At 57.8% G+C, this 24,231-nt stretch carries 22 protein-coding genes; 10 read left to right on the top strand and 12 right to left on the bottom strand.

Going from position 1 to position 24,231, the window contains the following annotated elements; all coding sequences use genetic code 11:
* Positions 1-31: 31 nt before the first annotated feature.
* A complete protein-coding gene (locus NNN71_RS10965; protein WP_271458488.1) occupies positions 32-1,336 on the top strand; it encodes a rhodanese-like domain-containing protein in 1,305 nt (434 codons plus the stop codon).
* On the opposite strand, the gene NNN71_RS10960 is transcribed toward NNN71_RS10965, so the two are convergent.
* Both NNN71_RS10960 and NNN71_RS10955 read right to left on the bottom strand, forming a co-directional pair.
* A complete protein-coding gene (locus tag NNN71_RS10960; RefSeq protein ID WP_271458487.1) occupies positions 1,333-1,965 on the bottom strand; it encodes a CDP-alcohol phosphatidyltransferase family protein in 633 nt (210 codons plus the stop codon). The two genes, NNN71_RS10965 and NNN71_RS10960, sit on opposite strands and share 4 nt — an antisense overlap.
* Entirely contained in the window at positions 1,958-2,524 is a 567-nt protein-coding gene (locus tag NNN71_RS10955) for a carboxymuconolactone decarboxylase family protein (protein ID WP_271458486.1), read from the bottom strand. Before NNN71_RS10955 ends, NNN71_RS10960 begins: the two co-directional genes overlap by 8 nt.
* A 78-nt stretch (positions 2,525-2,602) precedes the next feature.
* On the opposite strand from NNN71_RS10955, the gene NNN71_RS10950 reads away from it, so the two are divergent.
* Positions 2,603-3,019 (top strand): pyrimidine (deoxy)nucleoside triphosphate diphosphatase, encoded by a 417-nt coding sequence (locus tag NNN71_RS10950; RefSeq protein ID WP_271458485.1) that lies wholly within the window; start codon positions 2,603-2,605, stop codon positions 3,017-3,019.
* Here NNN71_RS10950 and NNN71_RS10945 read toward each other — a convergent pair.
* Positions 2,979-3,248, bottom strand: coding sequence for a DUF1496 domain-containing protein (locus tag NNN71_RS10945; protein ID WP_163445695.1), 270 nt, complete (start codon positions 3,246-3,248; stop codon positions 2,979-2,981). The two genes, NNN71_RS10950 and NNN71_RS10945, sit on opposite strands and share 41 nt — an antisense overlap.
* A 235-nt stretch (positions 3,249-3,483) precedes the next feature.
* On the opposite strand from NNN71_RS10945, the gene gdhA reads away from it, so the two are divergent.
* On the top strand, positions 3,484-4,827 hold the full coding sequence (gene gdhA, locus NNN71_RS10940) for an NADP-specific glutamate dehydrogenase (RefSeq protein ID WP_064546221.1): 1,344 nt from the start codon (positions 3,484-3,486) through the stop codon (positions 4,825-4,827).
* Between the two features lie 143 nt (positions 4,828-4,970).
* On the opposite strand, the gene NNN71_RS10935 is transcribed toward gdhA, so the two are convergent.
* The 3 genes from NNN71_RS10935 to NNN71_RS10925 form a co-directional block, all read right to left on the bottom strand.
* Complete coding sequence (locus tag NNN71_RS10935) at positions 4,971-6,908, bottom strand: DNA topoisomerase III (RefSeq protein WP_271458484.1); 1,938 nt, start codon at positions 6,906-6,908, stop codon at positions 4,971-4,973.
* A 4-nt stretch (positions 6,909-6,912) separates the two neighbouring features.
* Positions 6,913-7,956, bottom strand: coding sequence for a selenide, water dikinase SelD (gene selD, locus NNN71_RS10930; protein WP_163445699.1), 1,044 nt, complete (start codon positions 7,954-7,956; stop codon positions 6,913-6,915).
* 129 nt (positions 7,957-8,085) lie between these two features.
* On the bottom strand, positions 8,086-8,637 hold the full coding sequence (locus NNN71_RS10925; protein ID WP_223802447.1) for an NAD(P)H nitroreductase: 552 nt from the start codon (positions 8,635-8,637) through the stop codon (positions 8,086-8,088).
* A 162-nt stretch (positions 8,638-8,799) separates the two neighbouring features.
* Here NNN71_RS10925 and sppA point away from each other — a divergent pair, with 162 nt between their 5' ends.
* From sppA to NNN71_RS10905, 4 genes are all read left to right on the top strand, one after another.
* A complete protein-coding gene (gene sppA / locus NNN71_RS10920; protein ID WP_271458483.1) occupies positions 8,800-10,650 on the top strand; it encodes a signal peptide peptidase SppA in 1,851 nt (616 codons plus the stop codon).
* 56 nt (positions 10,651-10,706) lie between these two features.
* Positions 10,707-11,723 (top strand): asparaginase, encoded by a 1,017-nt coding sequence (gene ansA / locus NNN71_RS10915; protein ID WP_163445704.1) that lies wholly within the window; start codon positions 10,707-10,709, stop codon positions 11,721-11,723.
* 10 nt (positions 11,724-11,733) lie between these two features.
* Complete coding sequence (gene pncA / locus NNN71_RS10910; RefSeq protein ID WP_271458482.1) at positions 11,734-12,375, top strand: bifunctional nicotinamidase/pyrazinamidase; 642 nt, start codon at positions 11,734-11,736, stop codon at positions 12,373-12,375.
* Positions 12,376-12,535: 160 nt separating this feature from the next.
* Entirely contained in the window at positions 12,536-13,789 is a 1,254-nt protein-coding gene (locus tag NNN71_RS10905; protein ID WP_167576139.1) for a glycoside hydrolase family 18 protein, read from the top strand.
* Between the two features lie 56 nt (positions 13,790-13,845).
* Here the strand turns inward: NNN71_RS10905 and NNN71_RS10900 are convergent, their stop codons facing one another.
* Genes NNN71_RS10900 through ssuD form a run of 3 tightly spaced genes read right to left on the bottom strand, consistent with a single transcriptional unit; the run spans position 13,846 to position 17,868 of the window.
* Positions 13,846-15,243 (bottom strand): LLM class flavin-dependent oxidoreductase, encoded by a 1,398-nt coding sequence (locus NNN71_RS10900; protein ID WP_271458481.1) that lies wholly within the window; start codon positions 15,241-15,243, stop codon positions 13,846-13,848.
* Positions 15,244-15,299: 56 nt separating this feature from the next.
* On the bottom strand, positions 15,300-16,685 hold the full coding sequence (locus NNN71_RS10895; protein ID WP_271458480.1) for an FAD/NAD(P)-binding protein: 1,386 nt from the start codon (positions 16,683-16,685) through the stop codon (positions 15,300-15,302).
* Between the two features lie 10 nt (positions 16,686-16,695).
* Entirely contained in the window at positions 16,696-17,868 is a 1,173-nt protein-coding gene (gene ssuD / locus NNN71_RS10890) for an FMNH2-dependent alkanesulfonate monooxygenase (protein ID WP_167576142.1), read from the bottom strand.
* Between the two features lie 273 nt (positions 17,869-18,141).
* On the opposite strand from ssuD, the gene NNN71_RS10885 reads away from it, so the two are divergent.
* A complete protein-coding gene (locus NNN71_RS10885; RefSeq protein WP_271458479.1) occupies positions 18,142-20,070 on the top strand; it encodes a sigma-54-dependent Fis family transcriptional regulator in 1,929 nt (642 codons plus the stop codon).
* Here the strand turns inward: NNN71_RS10885 and NNN71_RS10880 are convergent.
* Positions 20,067-20,345 carry a YeaC family protein gene (locus NNN71_RS10880; protein ID WP_163445718.1) on the bottom strand — a complete coding sequence of 93 codons (279 nt, stop codon included), beginning with the start codon at positions 20,343-20,345 and terminating at the stop codon, positions 20,067-20,069. The two genes, NNN71_RS10885 and NNN71_RS10880, sit on opposite strands and share 4 nt — an antisense overlap.
* A 43-nt stretch (positions 20,346-20,388) precedes the next feature.
* Positions 20,389-20,802 carry a peptide-methionine (R)-S-oxide reductase MsrB gene (gene msrB, locus NNN71_RS10875; RefSeq protein WP_163445720.1) on the bottom strand — a complete coding sequence of 138 codons (414 nt, stop codon included), beginning with the start codon at positions 20,800-20,802 and terminating at the stop codon, positions 20,389-20,391.
* Between the two features lie 339 nt (positions 20,803-21,141).
* On the opposite strand from msrB, the gene gapA reads away from it, so the two are divergent.
* Both gapA and NNN71_RS10865 read left to right on the top strand, forming a co-directional pair.
* On the top strand, positions 21,142-22,137 hold the full coding sequence (gene gapA / locus NNN71_RS10870) for a glyceraldehyde-3-phosphate dehydrogenase (protein ID WP_064546246.1): 996 nt from the start codon (positions 21,142-21,144) through the stop codon (positions 22,135-22,137).
* Between the two features lie 81 nt (positions 22,138-22,218).
* Positions 22,219-23,103: a D-hexose-6-phosphate mutarotase gene (locus tag NNN71_RS10865; protein WP_271458478.1), complete on the top strand. Its 885-nt coding sequence runs from the start codon at positions 22,219-22,221 to the stop codon at positions 23,101-23,103.
* A gap of 191 nt (positions 23,104-23,294) precedes the next feature.
* Here the strand turns inward: NNN71_RS10865 and NNN71_RS10860 are convergent, their stop codons facing one another.
* Positions 23,295-24,041 (bottom strand): MipA/OmpV family protein, encoded by a 747-nt coding sequence (locus tag NNN71_RS10860; RefSeq protein ID WP_167576145.1) that lies wholly within the window; start codon positions 24,039-24,041, stop codon positions 23,295-23,297.
* Positions 24,042-24,231 lie beyond the last annotated feature (190 nt).

Genomic DNA, 24,231 nt, shown 5'->3' with positions numbered 1-24,231 from the left:
GACGCTCCTTTTATCCTCGTCGGACGATTTGATGAAACGTGTTTCTCAACTGACCGCGCTGGCCCTTGCACTCGGCCTCGCCTCCTCTGTCTTCGCCGCTGAAACGGCAAAAACCTTGACCTTCACCCATCTGCTCCAGCAAAAAGGCACCGCCATCGATACGCGTCTGAGCGCGTTCTACAACGGCTGGCCGCAGCAGGCGAACGGCCCGCAGGGGCATGAACCGGGGGCGCTAAACCTCTCCGCCAGCTGGCTTTCCGCCATGAGCAATGAACAGTTGATCGCCTGGGCGCAGCAGCACCAGCTGAAAAAAGAAACTGACATTGCCCTCTACGGCGACAGCAAAGATAACGACGCGGTGGCTAAACGCCTGAAAGAAGCGGGCTACACCAACATTTCCACCCTGAGCGACGCGCTGCAACAGCCCGAGCGTCTGCAAAAGCTGCCGCACTTCGAACAGTTGGTTTATCCACAGTGGCTGCATGACCTGCAACAGGGGAAAGACGTTCCGGCGAAACCGGCGGGCGACTATAAGGTGATTGAAGCCGCCTGGGGCGCGCCGAAGCTCTATCTGGTCAGCCATATTCCGAATGCAGGCTATATCGACACCAACGAGGTGGAAAGCGAGCCGCTGTGGAATAAAGTCTCCGACGCGCAGCTGAAAGCGATGCTGGCGAAACACGGCATTCGTCATGATACAACCGTGATCCTTTATGGTCGCGACGTTTACGCCGCAGCGCGCGTGGCGCAGATTATGCTGTATGCCGGTGTGAAAGACGTTCGTCTGCTCGATGGCGGGTGGAAAACCTGGTCGGATGCAGGTCTGCCGGTCGAGCGCGGCTTAGCAAAAGAGGTGAAGCCTGAGCCAGATTTCGGCGTGACTATCCCGGCACAACCGCAGTTGATGCTGGATATGGAACAGGCGCGCGGTCTGCTGCATCGTCAGGACGCATCGCTGGTGAGTATTCGTTCGTGGCCGGAATTTATCGGCACCACCAGCGGCTATAGCTATATCAAGCCAAAAGGTGACATTGCTGGCGCACGCTGGGGCCACGCGGGGAGCGACTCCACCCATATGGAAGACTTCCATAACCCGGATGGCACAATGCGCAGCGCGGATGATATCGCGGCGATGTGGAAATCCTGGAATATCACGCCAGAGCAGCAGGTGTCCTTCTACTGCGGTACCGGCTGGCGCGCCTCGGAAACCTTCATGTACGCCCGGGCAATGGGCTGGAAAAACGTCAGCGTCTACGACGGCGGCTGGTATGAGTGGAGCGGCGATCCGAAAAACCCGGTTGCCACCGGCGATCGCGGCCCGGAAAGTTCACGTTAATCCACGTTTTCATGGCGCTGAAGATTTTTCAGCGTCATGTACCCTCCCCACACACGATTGAACGTTGTCAGCCAGCACAGCGCGCCAAAGATCCACGCCATCCACGCAAACCACGCCGGAAACAGGCAGCCCAGCACAAACAGCAGGATAGTCTCAGTCCCTTCGGTTAAGCCGCCAAGATAGTACAACGACTTATGGGCATAGCCGGGGTTATCAATCTGATGTTTCGCCGCCAGCGCGGCGAAGGCCAGAAAACTGCTACCGGTGCCCATAAAAGCGAACAGCAGCCAGCCGCCAGCCAGCGCGTTGGCCGCCGGGTTGGCAAGCATAAAACCGAACGGCACCAGCGCGTAGAATAAGAAATCCAGCGCGATATCGAGAAAGCCGCCCGCGTCGGTCAGCCCGCGACGACGGGCCATCGCGCCGTCGAGTCCATCCAGCAGTCGGTTCACCACAATGGCGACCAGCGCCGCGCCATACCATCCCAGCGCCAGAAACGGCAACGCCAGTATGCCGATAGCAAAACCGACCAGCGTAATGCCATCCGCCGACACACCGGGCTTATCCAAAGCCTGCGCGGCACGGTTAAGCCAGGGTTTCAGGCGTGGGTGCAGGTGTTTATCAAGCATCGGTTTTTTCTCTCATCGAACACAGCCCTTGTGAGGGGATTTCCAGCGCGGCATTGAAGCGCGCGGATAAATTCTGGAACGCCACCAGCGCGGTCATTTCCGTAATTTGCGCATCGTTAAAGTGACAGTGTAACTCATGCTTTTGAGCCTCAGAGATCCGCGGCGGCGTGGCGGTCATCGCCTCGGCGTAATCCAGCGCGGCGCGTTCAGCCGGGGTAAACAGCGCCGAAGTACGCCACGCCTCCAGCGCCAGCACCTTATCCATCGCCCCGCAGCGCTGGGCCAGACGCAAGCTGTTGGCATCAATGCAGAACGCGCAGTCACACTGCTGGGATACGCGGGTCATCAGCAGCGCGCGCAGCGTCGGGTCGAGTCGCGCTTTTTTGCGCTCCAGATAGCCGACAAACAGCGCCACCAGCCAGAACAGGCGCGGCATGCGCCCCCACCAGCGCGTAGGATTGAGGACCTCGCCATAATGCTTGCGCTGCATGGCGGCAATCGGTTTTAAACTGAGCGGTAATTGGCTGAGCGGCTGCACCCAGGATTGGCGGTTTTTCACCCGGAGACTCCTGCAAAACTTTAGCTTACGGCAAAGCAAGGATAATATGGCAACTCCTTTATCTCGTCTTTGACCGTTATGCTGAAAACCATTGATGTTGTTGCCGCTATTATCGAACAAAATGGCAAAATTCTTCTCGCCCAACGTCCACCTCATACCGATCAGGCCGGGCTGTGGGAATTTGCCGGGGGCAAAGTGGAGGCCGGAGAGAGCCAGCAGGAAGCGCTGATCCGCGAGTTGCAGGAAGAGCTGGCGATCACCGCCTGGCCCGCCTGCTATGTCGCCAGCCATCGTCGTGAAGTCTCCGGACGTATCATTCATCTGCACGCCTGGTACGTGCCGCGCTTTGAGGGCGAGCTCATCGCGCGCGAGCATAGCGCGCTGGTGTGGTGCACGCCTCAGGAAGCGCAAGGCTACGATCTGGCCCCCGCCGACGTGCCATTATTAGCGGCGTTTATGGCTTTACCCGACGCCAAACGAGCGGGTTGGTGCTAATCGCGCGTTCATCACGCTGGCACTGGAGCAACACACCCTCAACTTTCACCACCGCCCCTTCCGAGTAGTTCTGATTTTCATAAATGCAGCACTGGGTACATTGCTGCACGCGTTGGCTGCTGTTGTTGTTGCTGAACACCTCAGGGGGAACGTTAACTTCCACCTGAGGACGCGCCTGCGCGGCGCTACAAAACAGCGCTAACGCGCCAGCAATCCAGAAGCATTTCATCGTCTATCTCCTTAAAAAAGCACCTCGTATTACTATCGACCAAATGGGCGCGCAACTTAACTTTCTTACGTCATCGCTTTTGGTTATGACCCGGCATTGAGTATTAATTTTATTCTGCTTCCGGAAAATCCTTGTCATCCGTTAGCAGGGTAGTGATATAGTCGAAATAACGCACGCTATTAAACACAACCATAACAACTACATACATCCACAATCATAAGAGGTACTTATACTTATGGACAAGGTTTGCTCCCTGGATACCTTCCTGGCTCATGTTCAACAGCGCGACCCACACCAGACCGAGTTTGCTCAGGCCGTACGCGAAGTCATGACAACACTCTGGCCGTTCCTCGAACAAAACCCGCGCTATCGCCAGCTCTCCCTGCTGGAAAGATTAGTTGAACCTGAGCGAGTGATTCAGTTCCGCGTGGTGTGGGTGGACGACCGTAATCAGGTACAAGTTAACCGCGCCTGGCGCGTACAGTTCAGCTCGGCCATCGGGCCGTTCAAAGGTGGGATGCGTTTCCACCCGTCCGTAAACCTGTCTATCCTGAAATTCCTCGGCTTTGAGCAGACCTTCAAAAACGCCCTGACGACTCTGCCAATGGGCGGTGGTAAAGGCGGCTCTGACTTCGATCCGAAAGGCAAAAGTGAAGGCGAAGTGATGCGTTTCTGCCAGGCGCTGATGACCGAACTCTATCGTCATCTGGGCTCTGATACCGACGTCCCGGCGGGCGATATCGGCGTGGGTGGTCGTGAAGTCGGCTTTATGGCCGGGATGATGAAAAAACTGTCTAACGACACCTCCTGCGTCTTCACCGGTAAAGGGCTCTCCTTCGGCGGCAGCCTGATTCGCCCGGAAGCCACCGGCTATGGCCTGGTGTATTTTACCGAAGCGATGCTCAAACGTCACGGTCTGGGCTTCGAAGGCATGCGCGTGGCGGTGTCGGGTTCCGGCAACGTGGCGCAGTATGCGATTGAAAAAGCCATGGAGCTCGGCGCGCGCGTGATCACTGCCTCCGACTCCAGCGGCACCGTGGTTGATGAGTCTGGCTTCACCAAAGAGAAGCTGGCGCGCCTGTGCGAAATTAAGGCCAGCCGCGACGGCCGCGTTGCCGACTACGCGCGTGAGTTTGGTCTGGTGTATCTGGAAGGCCAGCAGCCGTGGAGCGTGGCGGTGGATATCGCCCTGCCGTGCGCCACGCAGAACGAGCTCGATGCCGACGCGGCGCGCGTACTGATCGCCAACGGCGTCAAGGCAGTAGCGGAAGGCGCTAACATGCCGACCACGATTGAAGCAACCGATCTGTTCCTCGAAGCGGGTGTCCTGTTCGCGCCGGGTAAAGCGGCGAATGCCGGCGGCGTGGCCACTTCTGGTCTGGAAATGGCGCAGAACGCCGCACGTATGAGCTGGAAAGCGGAGAAAGTGGACGCGCGTCTGCACCACATCATGCTGGATATTCACCATGCCTGCGTTGAGCACGGCGGTGAAGCGAAGCAAACCAACTACGTTCGCGGCGCGAACATCGCTGGCTTTGTGAAAGTGGCCGACGCGATGCTGGCGCAGGGCGTAATTTAAAACAAATAGCCCGGACGCGAAAGCGATGCCGGGCTATCGTTTTGAACCATAGGCCTGATAAGCGCAGCGCCATCAGGCAGCCTGAGTATATTGCCGGATAGCGGCGTAAACGCCTTATCCGGCCTACAAATAGACATCCCCGACTATACGTCTGGCTCAGGGCTTGCCGCGGCCTTCTTACTCTTCCCCTTTCCTTTACTGAATGACTTCTTCGCCCCACCCGGCGCTGCCAGCCCGCGGAACTGCCGCACCGGCGTGCTCTTAGCCTGGTCAATCAGCTGGAATAAAGTTCCCACTAGCGGCTGCATAAAGTCCTGATAGCGGCACTGCTTTTCGCTGATTTGCGTCAACGTGGACTCCCAGTGCGCGGTCATATCCGGACGCGTCGCCATTTCGGGCAACGAGTGGAACAGCGCTTTACCGGCGTCGGTAGAGTGAATATAGCGCCCTTTTTTGGTCAGGAAACCGCGCTTAAACAGCAGCTCGATAATACCGGCGCGCGTCGCTTCGGTGCCTAAACCGTCGGTGGCGCGGAGAATTTTTTTCAGATCTTTATCCTGCACAAAGCGGGCGATACCGGTCATCGCCGACAGCAGCGTGGCGTCGGTAAAGTGGCGCGGCGGCTGGGTTTGTCGCTCAACGACTTCGCCGTTCTCGCACAGCAGTTCGTCCGCTTTCGCCACCACCGGCAGCGGCGTGCCGTCGTTCTCTTCGTCACGCTCTTTCGCCCCCAGCAGCGTACGCCAGCCCGCTTCCGCCAGGAAACGCGCTTTGGCGACAAACTTACCGTTAGCGATATCCAGATCGATCTGACATTTGCGGTAGACCGCATCCGGGCAGAACTGCATCAGATACTGACGCGCAATCAGGTTATAGACCTTTGCTTCGTTGTCGTTGAGATTGACGTTGCTGGCACGCGCGGTTGGGATAATCGCGTGGTGGGCATCGACCTTTTTGTCGTCCCAGCAGCGGTTGCGAGTGTCAGTGTTGACCACCGGCTGCGGCAACAGGTCCGGAGCGTGAACGCCAATAGCGTTGATCACCGCGTGACGGCCAGCGAAATGTTCTTCCGGCAGATAGCGGCTGTCGGAACGCGGATAGGTGATCACCTTGTGGGTTTCGTACAATTTCTGACAGATATCCAGCACGTTCTGCGCGCTAAGGCCAAAACGTTTCGCCGCCTCAATCTGTAAAGCCGACAGCGAAAACGGCAGCGGCGCGGGTTCCGAGTCACGCTTGTCGTTATAGGCCGTGACCAGCGCGGGCTGCCCGGTAATGCGTTTCACCACGTGTTCCGCAAGCGCGCGGTTGAGCAGGCGACCTTCTTCATCCTGATGCGGTTCACAGGCTTCACTTGGCTGCCAGACGGCGGTGAAGCGCTCGTCTTTCGGCGTGACGATGTGGGCCTTCACCTCAAAGAAGTCTTTTGAGACGAAGTTTTCAATCTCTTCATCGCGGCGCACCACCAGCCCCAAAACCGGGGTCTGCACGCGCCCCACGGAAAGCACGCCCTGATAGCCGGCGTTGCGCCCCAGAATGGTATAGGCACGGGTCATATTGATCCCGTACAACCAGTCAGCGCGTGCACGCGCCAGCGCCGAGACGCACAGCGGAATAAATTCGCTGTTGGCACGCAGACGGGTAATCGCTCGCTCCACCGCCTGCGGGTTGAGGTCGTTTATCAAACAGCGCTGCACCTGCTGGCGTTTTTCCGCCGACAGTTGCAGGTAGTCCAGCACTTCATCCACCAGCAGCTGTCCTTCGCGATCGGGGTCTCCGGCGTGAATAACTTCGCTGGCTTCATGAAGAAAACGCTTAATGACGTTCAGCTGTTTGGTGACCGATGGGCGTGGCTGGAGCTGCCATTTTTCCGGCACGATCGGCAGATCCTGGAGATTCCAGCGCGCATAGCGGCTGTCATAGACGTCCGGCTGCGCCTGCTCCAGCAGGTGACCAATACACCAGGTCACCACCTGGCCGTTGCCACATTCGATAAAGCCGTCGCCCTTGCGGTGGGGCTTCGGCAGTACATCCGCAATGGCGCGGGCCAGACTCGGTTTTTCCGCAATGAACAACCGCATGGGGTCAGCGCAGCTCTACCATCGGACGGCCACCGCGCGCGGTGACCAGTTCACCGATAGCGGTTAGCGTGATACCAAACTCGGCGGCAGCCTCCTGTACGGCGGCTTCGGCGTCCGGCGTCACCGCCAGCAGCAGGCCGCCGGAGGTTTGCGGGTCGCACAGCAGCGCACGCTGAGCTTCGCTCATCGCGCCCATCAGATGGCCGTAGCTGGCAAAGTTACGCTCGGTACCGCCCGGCACGGCGCCCTGAGCAATATACTCTTCCACGCCCGGCAGTTTCGGCACGGCGGCAAAATCAATCTGCGCCTGTACGCCAGCGCCCTGGCACATTTCGCTCAGGTGGCCCAACAGGCCAAAGCCGGTGACGTCGGTCATCGCCTTCACGCCGTCGATATTGGCAAACGCCGAGCCCACAAGGTTCATCTGGCACATCACTTCCGTCGCCAGTCCCTGATGTTCAGGCTTGAGCAGGGATTTTTTCTCGGCGGTGGTCAGCACGCCAATGCCCAGCGGCTTGGTCAGGAACAGCTTGCAGCCTGCCTGCGCGGTGCTGTTTTTCTTCACGCGTTCGGTAGGCACAATCCCGGTAACCGCAAGGCCGAAAATCGGCTCCGGCGCGTCGATAGAGTGGCCGCCCGCCAGCGCGATCCCGGCTTGTTTACAGGCAAAGCGCCCGCCTTCGGTCACTTCGCGCGCAATTTCCGGCGCCAGTTTGTTGATCGGCCAGCCAAGGATGGCAATCGCCATAATCGGCTTACCGCCCATGGCGAAAATGTCGCTGATGGCGTTGGTTGCCGCAATACGGCCAAAGTCGAACGGATTGTCGACAATCGGCATAAAGAAATCGGTGGTGCTGATGACCGAGGTACCGTTACCCAGGTCGTAAACGGCAGCATCGTCGCGAGTTTCATTGCCAACAAGCAGGTTGGGGTCGATAAACTTCGTTTGCTCGCTGTGCAGGATGGTCTCCAGCACTTTGGGCGAAATTTTACAACCGCAACCCGCTCCGTGGCTGTACTGCGTTAAACGAATGGCCTGCTCGCTCATGGACAACTCCTGTCATTGCTTTGGCATTTGCATAGAAGGTGTATGTTAACGCCAGAACACAGCGGTGATAAGTACGACTGTCTGAATTCGCGGGCATTTGCCTGAAATCCAGACAATCGTGGTGATTTTTCAGAGATAACGGACGAATGGAGCCGTATCCGGTGGCGTAATGGTGGTCGAAGCCTTCAGTTGCGGAGTGCCCAGATAGAGGAAGCCGACGATCTTATCCTGTTCGCCGCAGTTAAAGCCCGCGCGCACTACCGGGCTATCGGTCAGCGCGCCGCTGCGCCAGATACCGTTAAAGCCCTGCGCGACCGCCGCCATTTGCATCGCCATCACCGCACAGCCCGCCGACATCTCCTGCTCCCACTTCGGCACCTTTGGGTGATCCTGACATTTGGCGATCGCCACAATAATCATCGGCGCGCGGAACGGCGCGTTACGCGCTTTCTCGATGGCCTTCTCGTCACCGTTTGCGGCTATCGCTCCCTGTTCCAGCAGCTGGCTGAAACGTTCGCGGCCTTCGCCTTCCACAATCACAAACTGCCACGGTTGCAGCGTGCCATGGTCCGGCGCACGCAGCGCGGCGCGGAGAATATTTTGTAGCGCGTCCCCCGCCGGGGCCGGTTCCGTCAGGCGGGAAGCGCTGCGGCGATTCACCAATAGTTCCAGTGCGTCCATTGAATCACTCCTCTCACGTTATTTTTCATAAAATTAACATGCGCAAGGATTTTGTTACAGCGCAGAAGGCGATTCCTGCTGACAAGCGGCGACGGTCTATTTAGGATAGCCACACGTTTTACCGTTTCGGTAAACCTTTTTTCGTTTTTGCAGGGAGAATACATGCGAACTGTATGGCGCTTCATTGCCGGATTCTTTAAATGGACGTGGCGATTACTCAATTTCGTCCGTGAGCTGGTGCTGAATCTGTTCTTTATTTTGCTGGTGCTGGTCGGCGTCGGCATCTGGATGCAGCTTAGCAGCACCACGGAACACAATACCCGCGGCGCGCTGCTGATGGACATCAGCGGCGTGGTGGTCGACAAGCCGTCACCGAGCAGCAAGCTTAGCGTGATTGGCCGCCAGTTCTTTGGCGCCAGCTCTGACCGTCTGCAGGAAAACTCCCTGTTTGATATTGTGCAAACCATTCGCCAGGCGAAAGATGACCGCAATATCACCGGTATTGTGTTGGATCTGAAAAACTTTGCCGGCGGCGATCAGCCTTCAATGCAATATATCGGCAAAGCGCTGCGCGAATTCCGCGACAGCGGTAAGCCGGTCTACGCGGTGGGCGATAGCTATAGCCAGGCGCAATACTACCTGGCCAGCTTCGCCAATAAAATCTGGCTGTCGCCGCAGGGCGTGGTCGATCTGCACGGTTTTGCCACCAACGGGCTGTACTACAAAACCCTGCTCGACAAGCTGAAGGTTTCAACCCACGTGTTCCGCGTCGGCACCTATAAGTCAGCCGTCGAACCGTTTATTCGCGACGATATGTCCCCTGCCGCGCGCGAAGCGGACAGCCGCTGGATTGGCGAACTGTGGCAGAACTATCTCAACACCGTCGCGGCAAACCGCCAGGTGACGGCGCAGCAGATCTTCCCTGGCGCGCAGGGCGTGCTGGATGGTCTGCGCAAAGTCGATGGCGACACGGCGCAGTATGCGCTGGATAACAAGCTGGTTGATAACTTAGGTTCCAGCGCGGATATCGAAAAAGCGATGACCAAAGCGTTCGGCTGGAGTAAAGCCGACAATAACTACAGCGCCATCAGCATGTATGACTATGCGGTGAAAACCCCGGCGGATACCGGTTCGAGTATCGCGGTGGTGTTTGCCAACGGCGCCATCATGGACGGTGAAGAAACCCCGGGTAACGTCGGCGGCGACACCACCGCAGCGCAGATTCGCGACGCGCGTCTGGATCCGAAGGTGAAAGCCATCGTGCTGCGCGTGAACAGTCCTGGCGGCAGCGTAAGCGCTTCTGAGGTCATTCGTGAAGAGCTGGCGGCGGCGAAAGCGGCGGGCAAACCGGTGGTGGTCTCCATGGGCGGCATGGCGGCCTCCGGTGGCTACTGGATCTCTACCCCTGCTGACTACATCGTAGCCAGCCCGAGTACGCTGACCGGCTCGATCGGTATCTTTGGCGTCATCAACACCGTGGAGAACACGCTGGATTCAATCGGCGTGCACACCGACGGCGTCGCCACCTCGCCGCTGGCGGATATGGCGATGACCAAAGCGTTGACGCCGGAAGTGCAGCAGATGATGCAGCTCAGCATCGAAAACGGCTACAAACGTTTTATTACCCTTGTGGCGCAGTCGCGTAAGAGCACGCCGGAAGCGATTGATAAAATCGCTCAGGGCCATGTCTGGACCGGCGAGGACGCCAAAGCCAATGGCCTGGTGGATAGCCTTGGCGACTTTGACGATGCGGTAGCGAAAGCCGCCGAGCTGGCGAAAGTGAAGACGTGGCACATCGACTACTATCAGAGCGAACCGACGTTCTTCGATATGGTGATGGACAACCTCTCCGGCTCGGTGCGCGCCTCTCTGCCGCAGGCGCTGCAGGCGTATCTCCCGGCTCCGCTGGCGAACGCCGCCAACGCAGTGAAGGCCGAAAGCGATAAGCTGGCGGTGTTCAACGATCCGCAAAATCGCTATGCAATTTGCCTGACCTGCGCCAATATTCGCTAATCGCAATCCCCTCCTTGCCGGAGGGGATTTTCTTTTGCTCAATCGATAGACGAACCATGCCAAAAAAATCCATTTACGTCGCCTATACCGGCGGGACCATCGGGATGCAGCGCTCTGACCACGGCTATATCCCGGTCTCCGGGCATTTGCAGCGCCAGCTGGCGCTGATGCCAGAGTTCCATCGTCCCGAGATGCCGGACTTTACTATCCACGAATACGACCCGCTGATGGACTCTTCCGACATGACGCCGGAAGACTGGCAGCACATCGCCGACGATATTAAAGCGCACTACGACGAGTACGATGGTTTTGTGATCCTGCACGGCACCGACACCATGGCGTTCACCGCCTCAGCGCTGTCGTTTATGCTGGAAAACCTCGGCAAGCCGGTTATCGTGACCGGCTCGCAGATCCCGCTGGCGGAGCTGCGCTCCGACGGGCAGATTAACCTGCTGAATTCGCTGTACGTCGCCGCTAACTACCCGATTAACGAAGTGACGCTGTTCTTCAACAACCGTCTGTATCGTGGTAACCGGACGACCAAAGCCCATGCGGATGGCTTTGACGCGTTTGCTTCGCCAAACCTGACCCCACTGCTGGAAGCGGGTATCCATATTCGTAAACTGGGGACCCCGCCCGCCCCCCACGGCGACGGTGCGCTGATCGTACATCCAATTACCCCGCAGCCGATTGGCGTGGTGACGATTTATCCAGGCATATCCGCCGATGTGGTACGCAACTTCCTGCTTCAGCCGGTCAAAGCGCTTATCCTGCGCTCTTACGGCGTGGGTAACGCCCCGCAAAACGCTGTTTTCCTGAAAGAGCTGGCAGAAGCCAGCAACCGGGGTATTGTGGTGGTTAACCTCACCCAATGTATGTCCGGCAAGGTGAATATGGGCGGCTACGCCACCGGCAACGCGCTGGCGCAGGCGGGCGTCATCGGCGGTGCCGATATGACGGTGGAAGCGACGCTGACCAAGTTACATTATCTGTTAAGTCAGGGGCTGGACGCCGACGCCATTCGCGCGGCGATGCAGCAGAACCTGCGCGGCGAACTGACACCAGACGATTAAGGAGAGAGTGATGAGCAAACGCGCGCTGTTATTAGTCGACTTACAGAACGATTTCTGTGCGGGCGGTGCCCTTGCGGTGGCCGATGGCGACAGCACGATTGATGTCGCCAATGTGCTGATCGGTGAAGCTCAACGCCGTGGTGAACCGGTGATTGCCAGCCAGGACTGGCATCCGGCCAATCATGGCAGCTTTGCCAGCCAGCACGGCGTGGAACCTTACAGCCAGGGGACGCTCGACGGCCTGGCGCAGACCTTCTGGCCGGATCACTGTATGCAAAACAGCGATGGCGCGGCGTTTCATCCGCTGCTGGCGCACAACGCGATCGACGCGGTGTTCCACAAGGGCGAGAGCGTCAACATCGACAGCTACAGCGCCTTTTTCGACAACGGTCATCGGCAGAAGACCGGGCTGGACGCCTGGCTGCGCGAACAGGCGATTGACGAACTGACCGTTCTCGGGCTGGCTACCGACTACTGCGTGAAGTTCACCGTGCTGGACGCTCTCCAGCTTGGCTATGCGGTCAACGTGATTACCGACGGCTGTCGCGGCGTCAACATTCAGCCGCAGGATAGCGCTCACGCCTTTATGGAAATGGCGGCAGAAGGCGCGACGCTGTATACGCTGGATGACTGGCTGGAAATTCAGCGCTAGCCCCGTAGGCCGGATGAGCGCCATCCGGCCTACAATTCCCTCCCCCTCGTGAACCACCTCTCAGATTTGCCTCAACGGCAATGCTATGTTTAATCGGTTGTTTTTTCGCCACGCCATTTCCGTGGCGTGTTTGCTTTTTAAATGTCAAAGAGGACCGTGTATGAAACTTTTGCCTTTGCTGGCAGCATTACCCCTGCTCTGCGCCTCGGTTGTTTCCGCGAATTCCCTGATGTCCGTTGGCTACTTCAACGGCGGCGGTGACGTTACCGCCGGGCCGGGCGGTGATATCGATAAGCTGGACGTCCGACAAATTACCCACCTCAATTATTCGTTTGGCCTTATCTACAACGACGAGAAAGACGAAACCAACGACGCGTTAAAAGACCCTGCGAAGCTGCATCAAATCTGGTTATCGCCGAAGGTACAGTCCGATTTAGCTAAAATACCGACACTGCGTAAGCAGAACCCGAATCTGAAAGTGCTGCTGTCGGTCGGCGGCTGGGGCGCGCGCGGCTTCTCCGGCGCGGCGGCCACGCCGGAAGCACGGGCGGTGTTCATCCGCTCGGCGCAGGAAGTGGTCGAAAAATACGGCCTCGATGGCATCGATCTCGACTGGGAATATCCGGTCAACGGCGCGTGGGGTCTGGTGGCAAGCCAGCCGGCGGACCGCGATAACTTCACCACCCTGCTCAAAGAGCTGCGCGCGGCGTTTGGCAATAAAAAGCTGGTGACCATTGCCGTCGGCGCTAACGCCGAAAGCCCGAAAAGCTGGGTTGACGTTAAAGCCATCGCGCCATTGCTGGATTACATCAACCTGATGACCTACGACATGGCGTACGGCACCCAGTACTTTAACTCGAACCTGTACGACTCAACGCAGTGGCCAACGGTGGCGCAGGCCGATAAATACAGCGCTGATTTCGTGGTCAATAACTATCTCGCCGCCGGTTTAAAACCCAGCCAGATGAACCTGGGGATTGGCTTCTATGGCCGCGTGCCAAAACGTAGCGTGGAACCGGGTATCGACTGGAGCAAGCCGGACGCGCAGAAAAATCCGGTGACTCAGCCTTACTTCGGCGCACAGGAAGTGGCGCTGTTTAAATCACTCGGCGTCGACCTCAGCAAAGACACCTACGTGAAATACAACGACATTGTCAGCAAGCTGCTGAACGACCCGCAGAAGCGCTTTACCGAGCACTGGGATGACCAGGCGAAGGTTCCGTGGCTGTCGGTGCAATCGGCGGAGGGCAAACCGCTGTTCGCGCTCTCCTACGAGAATCCGCGTTCGGTCAGCATTAAAGCGGACTATATCAAGAGCAAAGGGCTAGCGGGCGCGATGTTCTGGGAGTACGGCGCGGACGACAATAACCAGTTGGCGAAGCAACTGGCGGAGTCACTGGGGATTAAACACTAAGGACAACCCGAGACGGTAACCCGGCGACCTGGCCGGGTTACCGTTAATTGCCCAGATTACACCGGCGTTAAAATCCCGCTTTGTTCATGAATACGGTACCCCGCGCCCGGGTGCGGAGCCTGAAGTCTGGCGCTACCGCCAAACAGCTTTTCACGTAACGTCCCCTGGCTGTACTCGCGCTTATAGACGCCGCGTTTTTGCAGCTCCGGAATCAACAGCTCGACCACATCGGTAAAGGTCTCGTGCGTTACCGCGTAGGCGAGATTGAAGCCATCCACGTCCGTCTCCTCCACCCACGACTGCAGCTCATCGGCGACCGTTTCAGCGCTGCCAACAATCAGCGGACCAAAACCGCCGATACCGACCCACTCGGCCATGGCTTTAACCGACCACTGTTTATCCGGGTCGGCGGTGGAGAAGGTATCGACCACCGACTGAATCGCATTGGTTTTGGCATAGGTAAACACTTCATCCGGCTGATACTGCCCGAAATCGATGCCCGTCCAGCCGGAGATCAGCGCCAACGCGCCTTCGTAGCTGGCCCAGTTTTTATACTCCTGCCACTTCGCCTGCGCGGCCTTATCCGTCTCGCCGACGATCGCCGTTTGCATATTGAAAATGAGAATACTGTGCGGATCGCGCCCGGCCTCCGCCGCGCGGCGGCGAATGTCCGCCACGGTCTTTTTCAGCGCGCTTTTTGACGGCGAAGCCACAAACACGCACTCGGCATGGCTGGCGGCAAACTGCTTGCCGCGGCTGGACGCGCCCGCCTGATACAGCACCGGCGTGCGCTGCGGCGACGGTTCACACAGGTGATAGCCCGGCACATCAAAGAATTTTCCATGATGATTAATGGCGTGAATTTTACTCGGATCGCTGAAAATGCGCCGTTCCCGATCGCGCAGAATCGCCCCCTCTTCCCAGCTGCCTTCCAGCAGTTTGTAGATAACCTCCAGATACTCATCGGCATAGTCGTAGCGGGCATCGTGCGCCGTTTGCGCCTGTTGGCCGATATTGCGCGCGCCGCTTTCCAGATACGAGGTGACGATATTCCAGCCTACGCGGCCTTTGGTCAGGTGATCCAGCGTCGAGAGACGGCGAGCAAACGGATAGGGGTGTTCAAATGACAGCGAGGCGGTCAGGCCAAAGCCCAGATGCTCCGTCACCAGCGCCATCGGGGTGACCAGCGCCAGCGGGTCGTTTACCGGCACCTGCGCCGCCTGACGAATCGCCGCGTCACCGTTGCCGTTATAGACATCGTAGACGCCCAGCACGTCGGCAATAAACAGACCGTCAAACTTTCCGCGCTCCAGCAGACGCGCCAGATCGACCCAATAATCCAGATCTTTATACTGCCAGGAGCGATCGCGCGGGTGCGCCCACAGCCCCGGCGACTGGTGGCCGACACAGTTCATATCAAAAGCATTCAGACGAATTTCACGTTGTGATGACATAACAATCTCTCCTGCGCCCGGTTATTCCCGGCACAATAATGCGTTTATCTCGGGGTTCAGGCCGTCACGTTCTGACGGCTCGTCAGGGTTTGCAGCACCGTTTGTGCGACCTGCCGGGCATGCTCCGCCACCTGCGGGAGTCCCATCAGTTCGCCGAATCGCCCGCGCGCCGCCGGGCCGGCAACCCATATGCGCGAAGAAGCGCCGACCGCCTGCGAATGCGCGTTAACCTCAATGCCCATGCCCAGGGCATCCGGGCGAATCTGCCCATCCTGATGCAGTGCCGCCAGAAACGGCTGGCTCGCCACTAAATCGGCATGGTCTGGCCCGGTGGTGAGCACCAGATAGTCAACCTCTTGCCACACGGTGCCCCCGCTGCGCTGCGCCAGCTGAAGGCAAAATGCCTCGCCTTCAACCGTCAGCGCCTGTAGCCGCGCCGCCAGCGAGCGAAAAGTGCCGTCCGCCCGTTTCTCCGCGATGGCTTGCGCCACCTGCGGCGCAATACGGTAGCGATGCACATCCCAGAAGCGACGGAGGTGACGTAAAAACTGTCGCTTTTCCGCCTCTGTAATCTGCTGCCAGATCGTTTGGCCCTGACTGCGTACGGCATCCAGAACGGCCTGCCAGGGCAACCCCTGCGCCGCCGCCCGCGGGATATCCGCGCGAATCTGCCGTAGGCGCTGGCGTAATGTGCCCGTCTGATAGCTGGCCTGCCACGCCGATGCGGCGAGCGGCGCGTTGGCTCGGGAGAGTAATCCATGGCGTGAGAAAGCAAGCGTTGTTCCCTGATGCCCCTGACGATGCAGCGTCGCCACGACATCTGCCATGCTCAGCGCCGTGCCCATAATGGCGACCCGAGCGTTCAGCGGAATGGCCGCCAGCGCACCAGCCCGCCAGGGGTTCGCAATCAGCCGTGGGTGCTGAGCGACGTGCTGGACCACCTTCGGCAAGCGTGGCGGCGGGTGACTCACCGCCAGCACCAGACCATCGGCGCGCAGCCGCTGCCCCTCGGCGGTGATCACGCACCCGTCATGCCAGCCCGCCGCGCGATCCCGTATATGGGTCAGGCTGCCGCTGTACGCTTTTATCGCCTGTGCCAGATTTTCCTGGACGTAGCGACCAAATGCGCCACGCTGCGGGTAGACGCTCCCGTCAGCCAGCTGTGCCTGAGGGTCCTGCGGAAAATCGCCGTGCCGGCGATACCAACGGTCAAATGCGCCGTCGTCGTCACCCGCCAGTTGCATGCGCGCGGCGGGAACGTTGATTCGATGCGCGGGATCGGTCGCCGAGTAGGCCACCCCAAACCCAAGCGCGGGACGCGGCTCCACCACGCTAATGCGCAGGGCGCGGCGCGACTCGCGCAGCAAATGAAGGGCAACGGCCGCGCCGCTGAATCCGCCCCCGACAATCACAATATGCGGTTCGCTTTCTGGTCGTGACATCGCAAACTCCTCAGCTGGCGCTCGCCTGCGGGACAGGCCGTTTCGCCCCACCGATGGTCTCGCCAAACGGCCCGGTGTTAACTTGCCCCTTCGCGGAACGCGGCTGGGTGCTGGTCGGCAGCAGCGGCATGACCAGCTCGGCGAAGCGGTGCGCTTCTTCCAGATGCGGATAGCCGGAGAAGATAAAGTTGGTGATTCCCAGCGCCTGATATTCGCGGATACGTTCGGCAACCTGCTGAGGATTTCCCACCAGCGCGGTCCCTGCGCCGCCGCGAACCAGACCGACGCCCGCCCACAGGTTGGGTGCAATCCGCAGCTTGTCGCGATTTCCGTTGTGCAGTGCGCTCATACGCGCCTGTCCGGTGGAGTCCATGCGGGCAAAAATCTGCTGCGCCTGAGCGATAGTGTCATCATCCAGGTGTGCAATCAGCTTATCGGCGGCGGCCCACGCCTCTTCCTCCGTCTCGCGTACAATCACATGCAGACGAATACCGTACTCCAGCTGACGCCCCTTCTCTTCCGCCCGGGCTTTCACGACCGCCAGCTTTTCCGCCACCTGCGCCGGCGGCTCCCCCCAGGTCAGATAGGCATCGATATGGTCGGCGGCAACGTCAATCGCCTCTGCCGAGGAACCGCCAAAGTACAGCGGCGGGCCATTGCGCTGTACCGTCGGGAACAGCACTTCCGCCCCCTCAACCTGAATATGCGTACCGTGATAGTCCACCTTTTCACCGGCCAGCAGGCGACGGTACACCTCCAGAAATTCATGGGTCACTTCATAGCGTTCGCTGTGGCTGAGGAAAATACCGTCGCCTTTGTTCTCCACCGGATCGCCACCGGTCACCACGTTGATCAGCAGACGCCCTTCGGAGAGGCGGTCCAGCGTGGCGGCCATCCGCGCCGCCAGCGTGGGCGGCTGAAGTCCGGGACGTACGGCCACCAGGTAGCGCAAATGACGGGTAATCGGCGCCAGCGCGGCGGCCACCAGCCAGGAGTCTTCACAGCTTTTGCCCGTGGGGATCAGTACGCCGTAATAGCCGAGGCTATCCGCCGCCAGCGCCACCTGTTGCAGATAAGGGAGATCCACCGGACGACCGCCTTCGGTGGTACCCAGATACCGCCCGTCGCCGTGGGTGGGTAAGAACCAGAAGACATTGATTTGTTCAGCGGCTTGTACTGTCATTATCCATTTCCTTTATAACTATATTTGGTATTTATCGAAGCGGTTATCTTCGTCAGTTATAAAGGAGTTAGCGAAATACATGCCAATTTTCAGAAGAAAAAATATCGTTACTTATCAAAGAATTAACTGAAATATTGATTTTCAGAAACTGTTGCAAATGCAACACCCTGACGGCATCCGCTGCCGCAATGGCGACAACCACGCGCCTCCCCCCTCTGGAAACTTACGCCGCCAACAGATACCGTCCAGACATGAACTTGCTGGAGAATTCCGATGCTCAACGCAGAACTCACATTATCCGGGCCGGCGCTGGTCGACCCGGCCTCACAGGCCTTTCAGAAAGTGCTGGCGCGCCTCGCCCCCACCGACGCCACGGTGCTGATCGTCGGGGAAACGGGGACCGGCAAAGAGGTGGTCGCCCGTTATCTGCACCGTCATAGTCCACGGGCAAACGGGCCTTTCCTCGCCGTTAACTGCGGCGCGTTGACCGAGTCGTTGGCCGAGTCAGAGCTGTTTGGCCATGAGAAAGGCGCATTCAGCGGCGCAACGCATACTCACCAGGGTTGGTTTGAGGCCGCGGAAGGCGGAACGTTACTACTGGATGAGATTGGCGAGCTGAGTCTGTCGTTGCAGGTGAAGCTGCTGCGCGTCCTCCAGGAGCGGGAGATTACCCGCGTCGGCTCCCACAAACCTATTCGCATTAACGTGCGGGTCGTGGCAGCGACGCACGTCGATCTGGCACGCGCCATTCAGGAGCGTCGCTTTCGCGAAGATCTCTTCTATCGCCTGAATATCGCCGCCGTGACCCTGCCGCCATTACGTCAGCGCCGGCAGGATATCCCGGTTCTGGCGCACCACTTTGTGCAGCTTTACGCGCGCCGACTCGGGCGTCCGGCGCAGCGGCTTTCCGGGCAGGCGCTTGCGCTGCTGCAGGACTATCCGTGGCCGGGGAACATTCGCGAACTGGAAAATACCCTGCACAATGCGGTACTGCTGAATCCGGATGTGGAACTGGGCCCTGAGCATCTTCGCCTCACCTCTGCGACCTCAGCACCCTCCTCATCGCCTGCGCAACACGATGAACTGGGAGAGTTTATGCGCCGTCAGCTGTTGGCCCACAGCGGCGCACTGTACGACCGTATGCTGCGCGCCATGATTCAGGCGGCAATGAGTCAAAGCCAAAATAATCAGAGCCAGGCCGCACAGCTGCTTGGCGTCAGCCGCCATACGTTGCGCACACAGCTGGCGCATCTGGGCGTCATTAAGCAACGGCGTAAGCCTGGAGAGTTGCCACCGACCACGCCGCGTGAGCGCGAACTGCGGATTGGCTACCAGCGGTTTGGCAATCTGGGCGTGCTGAAGGCGCGTCAGCTGCTGGAGCAGAATTTCGCCGAACTGGGGATTAACGTGATGTGGAGCGAATATCCGGCCGGCCCGCAACTGCTTCAGGCGCTCAGTCACAACGAAATTGACTTTGGCACCACCGGCGAAGCGCCCCCTATTTTCGCGCAGGCGAAAGACAACGCGCTTCTGTATGTGGCCTGGGAGCCACCGGCACCGCGGAGTGTGGCCATGGTCGTGCCCAACGCCAGCGATATACGCTCACTCGCCCAACTACGGGGAAAGCGTATTGCGCTGAACAAGGGTTCGAACGTGCACTGGCTGCTGGTGCAGTTGCTGGAAGAAGCTGGGCTGGGTCTGGATGACGTTAAGATCGTCTACGCGCCGCCAAAATACCCGCTTACCGCCAGCGACTATCTGTCCGCCGATGCCTGGATGATGTGGGACCCGGTACTGAGCGCCGCTGAACGCAGCGGGACGCTGCGCGTGCTGGCGACCGGCGAGGGCCGCGTCAGCAACCATCAGTTCTATCTCACCCGCCGCCAGTATGCGCAGCAGAACGAGGAAATTATCGCCGGTGTCGTGGCGGCACTGGTGAAAACGGGGAAATTTATTGACCGGCATCGCCTCGAGGCGGCGCAACTGCTGGCGGGAGAACTGGGGCTGGACACCGCATCGCTGGCCTGTGCACTGGCGCGTCGCAGCCATCAGACGCGAGAAATGGATATGCAGGCCATCCGCGCACAGCAGACCATCGCCGACCGCTTTTACGCGCTGGGCCTGCTGAGCAGGCCCGTCGCGGTCAGAGAAGCGATGTGGTACGCCAGAGAACGACTTATCGAGCCGTGGGCAGCCGCTTAGTGCTGCTTAAACGTCGCAATCGGCTTCGGTGCAATACCGAAGTCTTCCTTCAACTGCTGCTTGCTCTTCATCACCATCTGGCCGTTGGTATCAATGGTCATATGCTGCGCGTCGCGGTTATTGCGCGATTGCCAGAGCATCACCAGCTGCAGGCAGTTCTCTTTTTGTTCGTCGGTCAGCGCCACGCCATCCGGCCATTTTCCCAGCTCCACCGCGGTGGCTAAACGCTGATAAATCTCCGGCGTCATGTTGTCGATCATTTGCTCAATATTCATGCTCAGCCCCCTCTCCTGTGGAATAATTTGCTGAATCGTTTCTTCAGCCTTTGGTGGAGTCACCATTTTCGTCATCCGTGAAGCTGAGCGACGCAGAGTTGACGCAAAAACGCTCACCGGTTGGCTGTGGGCCATCGGGAAAGACGTGCCCCAGGTGCGCATCACAATTTCCGCAACGAATTTCAGTACGTTGCATGCCGTGGGAGTAATCATTGAGATACCGAATGGCGGTTTCGCTCACCGGCTCATAAAAACTCGGCCAGCCGCATCCGGAATCATACTTGCTTTGGGAGTGAAAAAGCGGCGCGTCGCACACCAGACAGTGGTAAATACCATCGCGCTTGTTGTGCAGTAAACGCCCGGTAAACGGCGGCTCTGTGCCATGTTTCTGCGTGACATAGAACTGCATTTCACTCAGGGTATTTTTCAGGTCATCCGGGGAAGGTTTGTTCACCATTTTGCTCACATCTCGCTATGAAAAATACATTTGCCAGGCGATTCTAACAAAACATTAACAATGAAGCGTGAACTTTTGTTCTAAACTTAATCGGCGTGAAAAGGCAGCGGGGTAATTGTGACACTCATCACATTTTTATCTCGCGTGCCCTTTAAAATTCCCGGCGCCGCCCTCATGTGGTTTCTAGCTCATAGGAAGAGTGAGACAGGTTAGTCGTGCAAAGCTTAGGCAGCAGATTGATTTGTCGCAATGATTGACACGATTCCGCTTGACGCTGCGTAAGGTTTTTGTAATTTTACAGGCAACCTTTTATTCACTAACAAATAGCTGGTGGAATATATGACTATCAAAGTAGGTATCAACGGTTTTGGCCGTATCGGTCGCATTGTTTTCCGTGCTGCTCAGGAACGTTCTGACATCGAGATCGTTGCAATCAACGATCTGTTAGACGCAGACTACATGGCTTACATGCTGAAATATGACTCCACTCACGGCCGTTTCAACGGTACCGTTGAAGTGAAAGACGGTCATCTGATCGTAAACGGTAAAAAAATCCGTGTTACCGCTGAACGTGATCCGGCTAACCTGAAATGGGACGAAGTTGGTGTTGACGTAGTTGCTGAAGCAACCGGTATCTTCCTGACCGACGAAACCGCTCGTAAGCACATCACTGCTGGCGCGAAAAAAGTGGTTCTGACTGGTCCGTCTAAAGACAACACTCCGATGTTTGTTAAAGGCGCTAACTTTGACAAATACGAAGGCCAGGACATCGTTTCCAACGCATCCTGCACCACCAACTGCCTGGCTCCGCTGGCAAAAGTTATCAACGACAACTTCGGCATCATCGAAGGTCTGATGACTACTGTTCACGCGACCACCGCAACTCAGAAAACCGTTGATGGCCCGTCTCACAAAGACTGGCGCGGCGGCCGCGGCGCAGCTCAGAACATCATCCCGTCCTCTACCGGTGCTGCTAAAGCTGTAGGTAAAGTACTGCCAGAACTGAACGGCAAACTGACCGGCATGGCGTTCCGCGTTCCTACCCCGAACGTATCCGTAGTTGACCTGACCGTTCGTCTGGAAAAAGCTGCTTCTTACGAAGAAATTAAGAAAGCAATCAAAGCTGCTTCCGAAGGCCCGATGAAAGGCGTTCTGGGTTACACCGAAGACGACGTTGTATCTACTGATTTCAACGGTGAAGTTTGCACTTCCGTATTCGATGCTAAAGCAGGTATCGCTCTGAACGACAACTTCGTGAAACTGGTTTCCTGGTACGATAACGAAACTGGTTACTCCAACAAAGTTCTGGACCTGATCGCTCACATCTCCAAATAAGTTGAGATGAGAACCTGATCCAAAAAGGCGACTTCGGTCGCCTTTTTTTATGGTTACGTTTTCAACACCAAGGATTGCATTATGATTAAGACAATTTTCGCTCTCCCGGTTATCGAACAGCTTACCCCTGTGCTCTCTCGTCGCCAGCTGGATGAGCTGGACGTTATCGTTGTCAACCACCCAAAAGTAAAAGCCTCCGTGGCCTTCCAGGGCGCTCACCTGCTCTCCTGGAAACCGGAAGGTGAAGAAGAAGTGCTGTGGCTGAGCGGTAACACACCGTTCAAAAACGGCGTTGCCATTCGCGGTGGCGTACCGATCTGCTGGCCTTGGTTCGGCCCGGCGGCGCAGCAAGGTTTCCCGGCTCACGGTTTTGCCCGTAATCTGCCGTGGGAGCTGAAAGCGCACAATGAAGACGATAGCGGCGTGGTGTTAACCTTCGAACTGAAAAGCAGTGATGCCACCCGCCAGTACTGGCCGCATGAGTTCAGCCTGCTGGCCCGATTCAAGCTGGGTCACACCTGCGAGATGGAGCTGGAAGCGCACGGCGAATTTGAAACCACCACGGCGCTGCACACTTACTTCAACGTCGGTGATATTCACGCGGTTAAAGTGAGCGGCCTGGGCGACCGTTACATCGATAAAGTGCAGAATGCCGAAATCGGCGAGCTGAGCGACGGCGTGCAGACCTTCCCGGACCGCACCGACCGCGTCTATCTGAATCCGGAAGCCTGCAGCGTCATCCACGACGCCTCGCTGAAGCGTGCGATCGACGTTATCCACCATCACCACGTCAACGTGGTGGGCTGGAACCCAGGCCCGGCGCTTTCCGTCAGCATGACCGACATGCCGGATGACGGTTACAAAACCTTCGTGTGCGTCGAAACCGCGTGCGCCAGCGCACCTCAGAAAGCGACCGAAGACAAACCGGCGCGTTTGTCGCAGACGATCAAAGTCGCGAAACGCTAATGACCGGAACACCCGTCGTCGCCATGCGACGCCGGGTTTTCGTCAACACCGTCACCTCGTCCAGCAACACCACTCCCAGCTTTGCCCCAATTGGATGCACCATCATTGTGCACCCGGCTAGCGCCGCCCGATTTCAGTGCATAAAAAAGCCCGCCAGAAGGCGAGCCTTTGTCCATCATCAACACTGACGATTAGAAGGTGTAGGTGATACCGGTAGACAGCAGGCCGGTCCAGCTCTTATCAATCATCGGGCTATCGGTAATTTCGTCAGACAGACGGGTATAACGCGCAGTACCGTATACGCTCCAGCTGCCGGCGAAGCGATAGTTCGCGGTCAGTTCCAGATACGGGTTCCAGCTGCTATCCGGGCTATAGCTGCGCAGGCCGCTACGCGCCGATTCACGATGGGATACACCGTAGTAGTACTCGTTCTGGTTATCGCTATTCCACTCAACGCCGATGCCCGGCGTCAGGGTCAGACCGCCGTTGGTATAGCGGTAAACCCAGCCCAGGTCCCAGACCAGACCGTTGCTTTTATCCAGCGTATCGCCCGCAAGTGTCGTGCGCAGGGAGCCGTACTGCGTGTGATGGAACCATGAAACACCGGCCATCATCGTCGACTGACGGCGATCCAGTTTACGCAACTGGCTGTTGTCGCTGTCGCCAGGTTTGAAGTACATCGGTGACCAGTAAGCCGTCAGGGACAGTTGGTCGGTACCGTCATTCCACAGGTAATAACCGCCGCCTAAGCCACGGAACCAGAAGTTGTCCCCTTCGTAACTAATAACCGGAACGGGATACACATCATGGTCGTACTGCTTGTAAGGATGCTCAACGATCCCCACGCCCGCGCCCAGCGTGAACTTACTTTCAGCCTGTACCGCAGTAGCCGAAGTGGCAATCAGGACCCCTAGCGTTAGAAGTTTGATTCGATTCACAATCTGTAATTCCTTTTTATTCAACGTATCAGCGGCGAAAGTTTACCTTCCACATGGCCCTACGACAAATTTTTTACCTGTAATTACACATTATGACTTGCCATTATCTCTGCCAAAGATGGCAACCGGCTTGCAAATACGTGACAGCTATATGAAAGAAGAAAAAAGATGAAAAGATTTAATGCCCGTA

The organism is Kluyvera sp. Awk 3 (assembly GCF_028069715.1).
Taxonomy (GTDB): Bacteria; Pseudomonadota; Gammaproteobacteria; order Enterobacterales; family Enterobacteriaceae; genus Kluyvera; species Kluyvera georgiana_A.
Note: the sequence above shows the minus strand (reverse complement) of the source record. Positions and strands in the feature narration are given on the sequence as shown.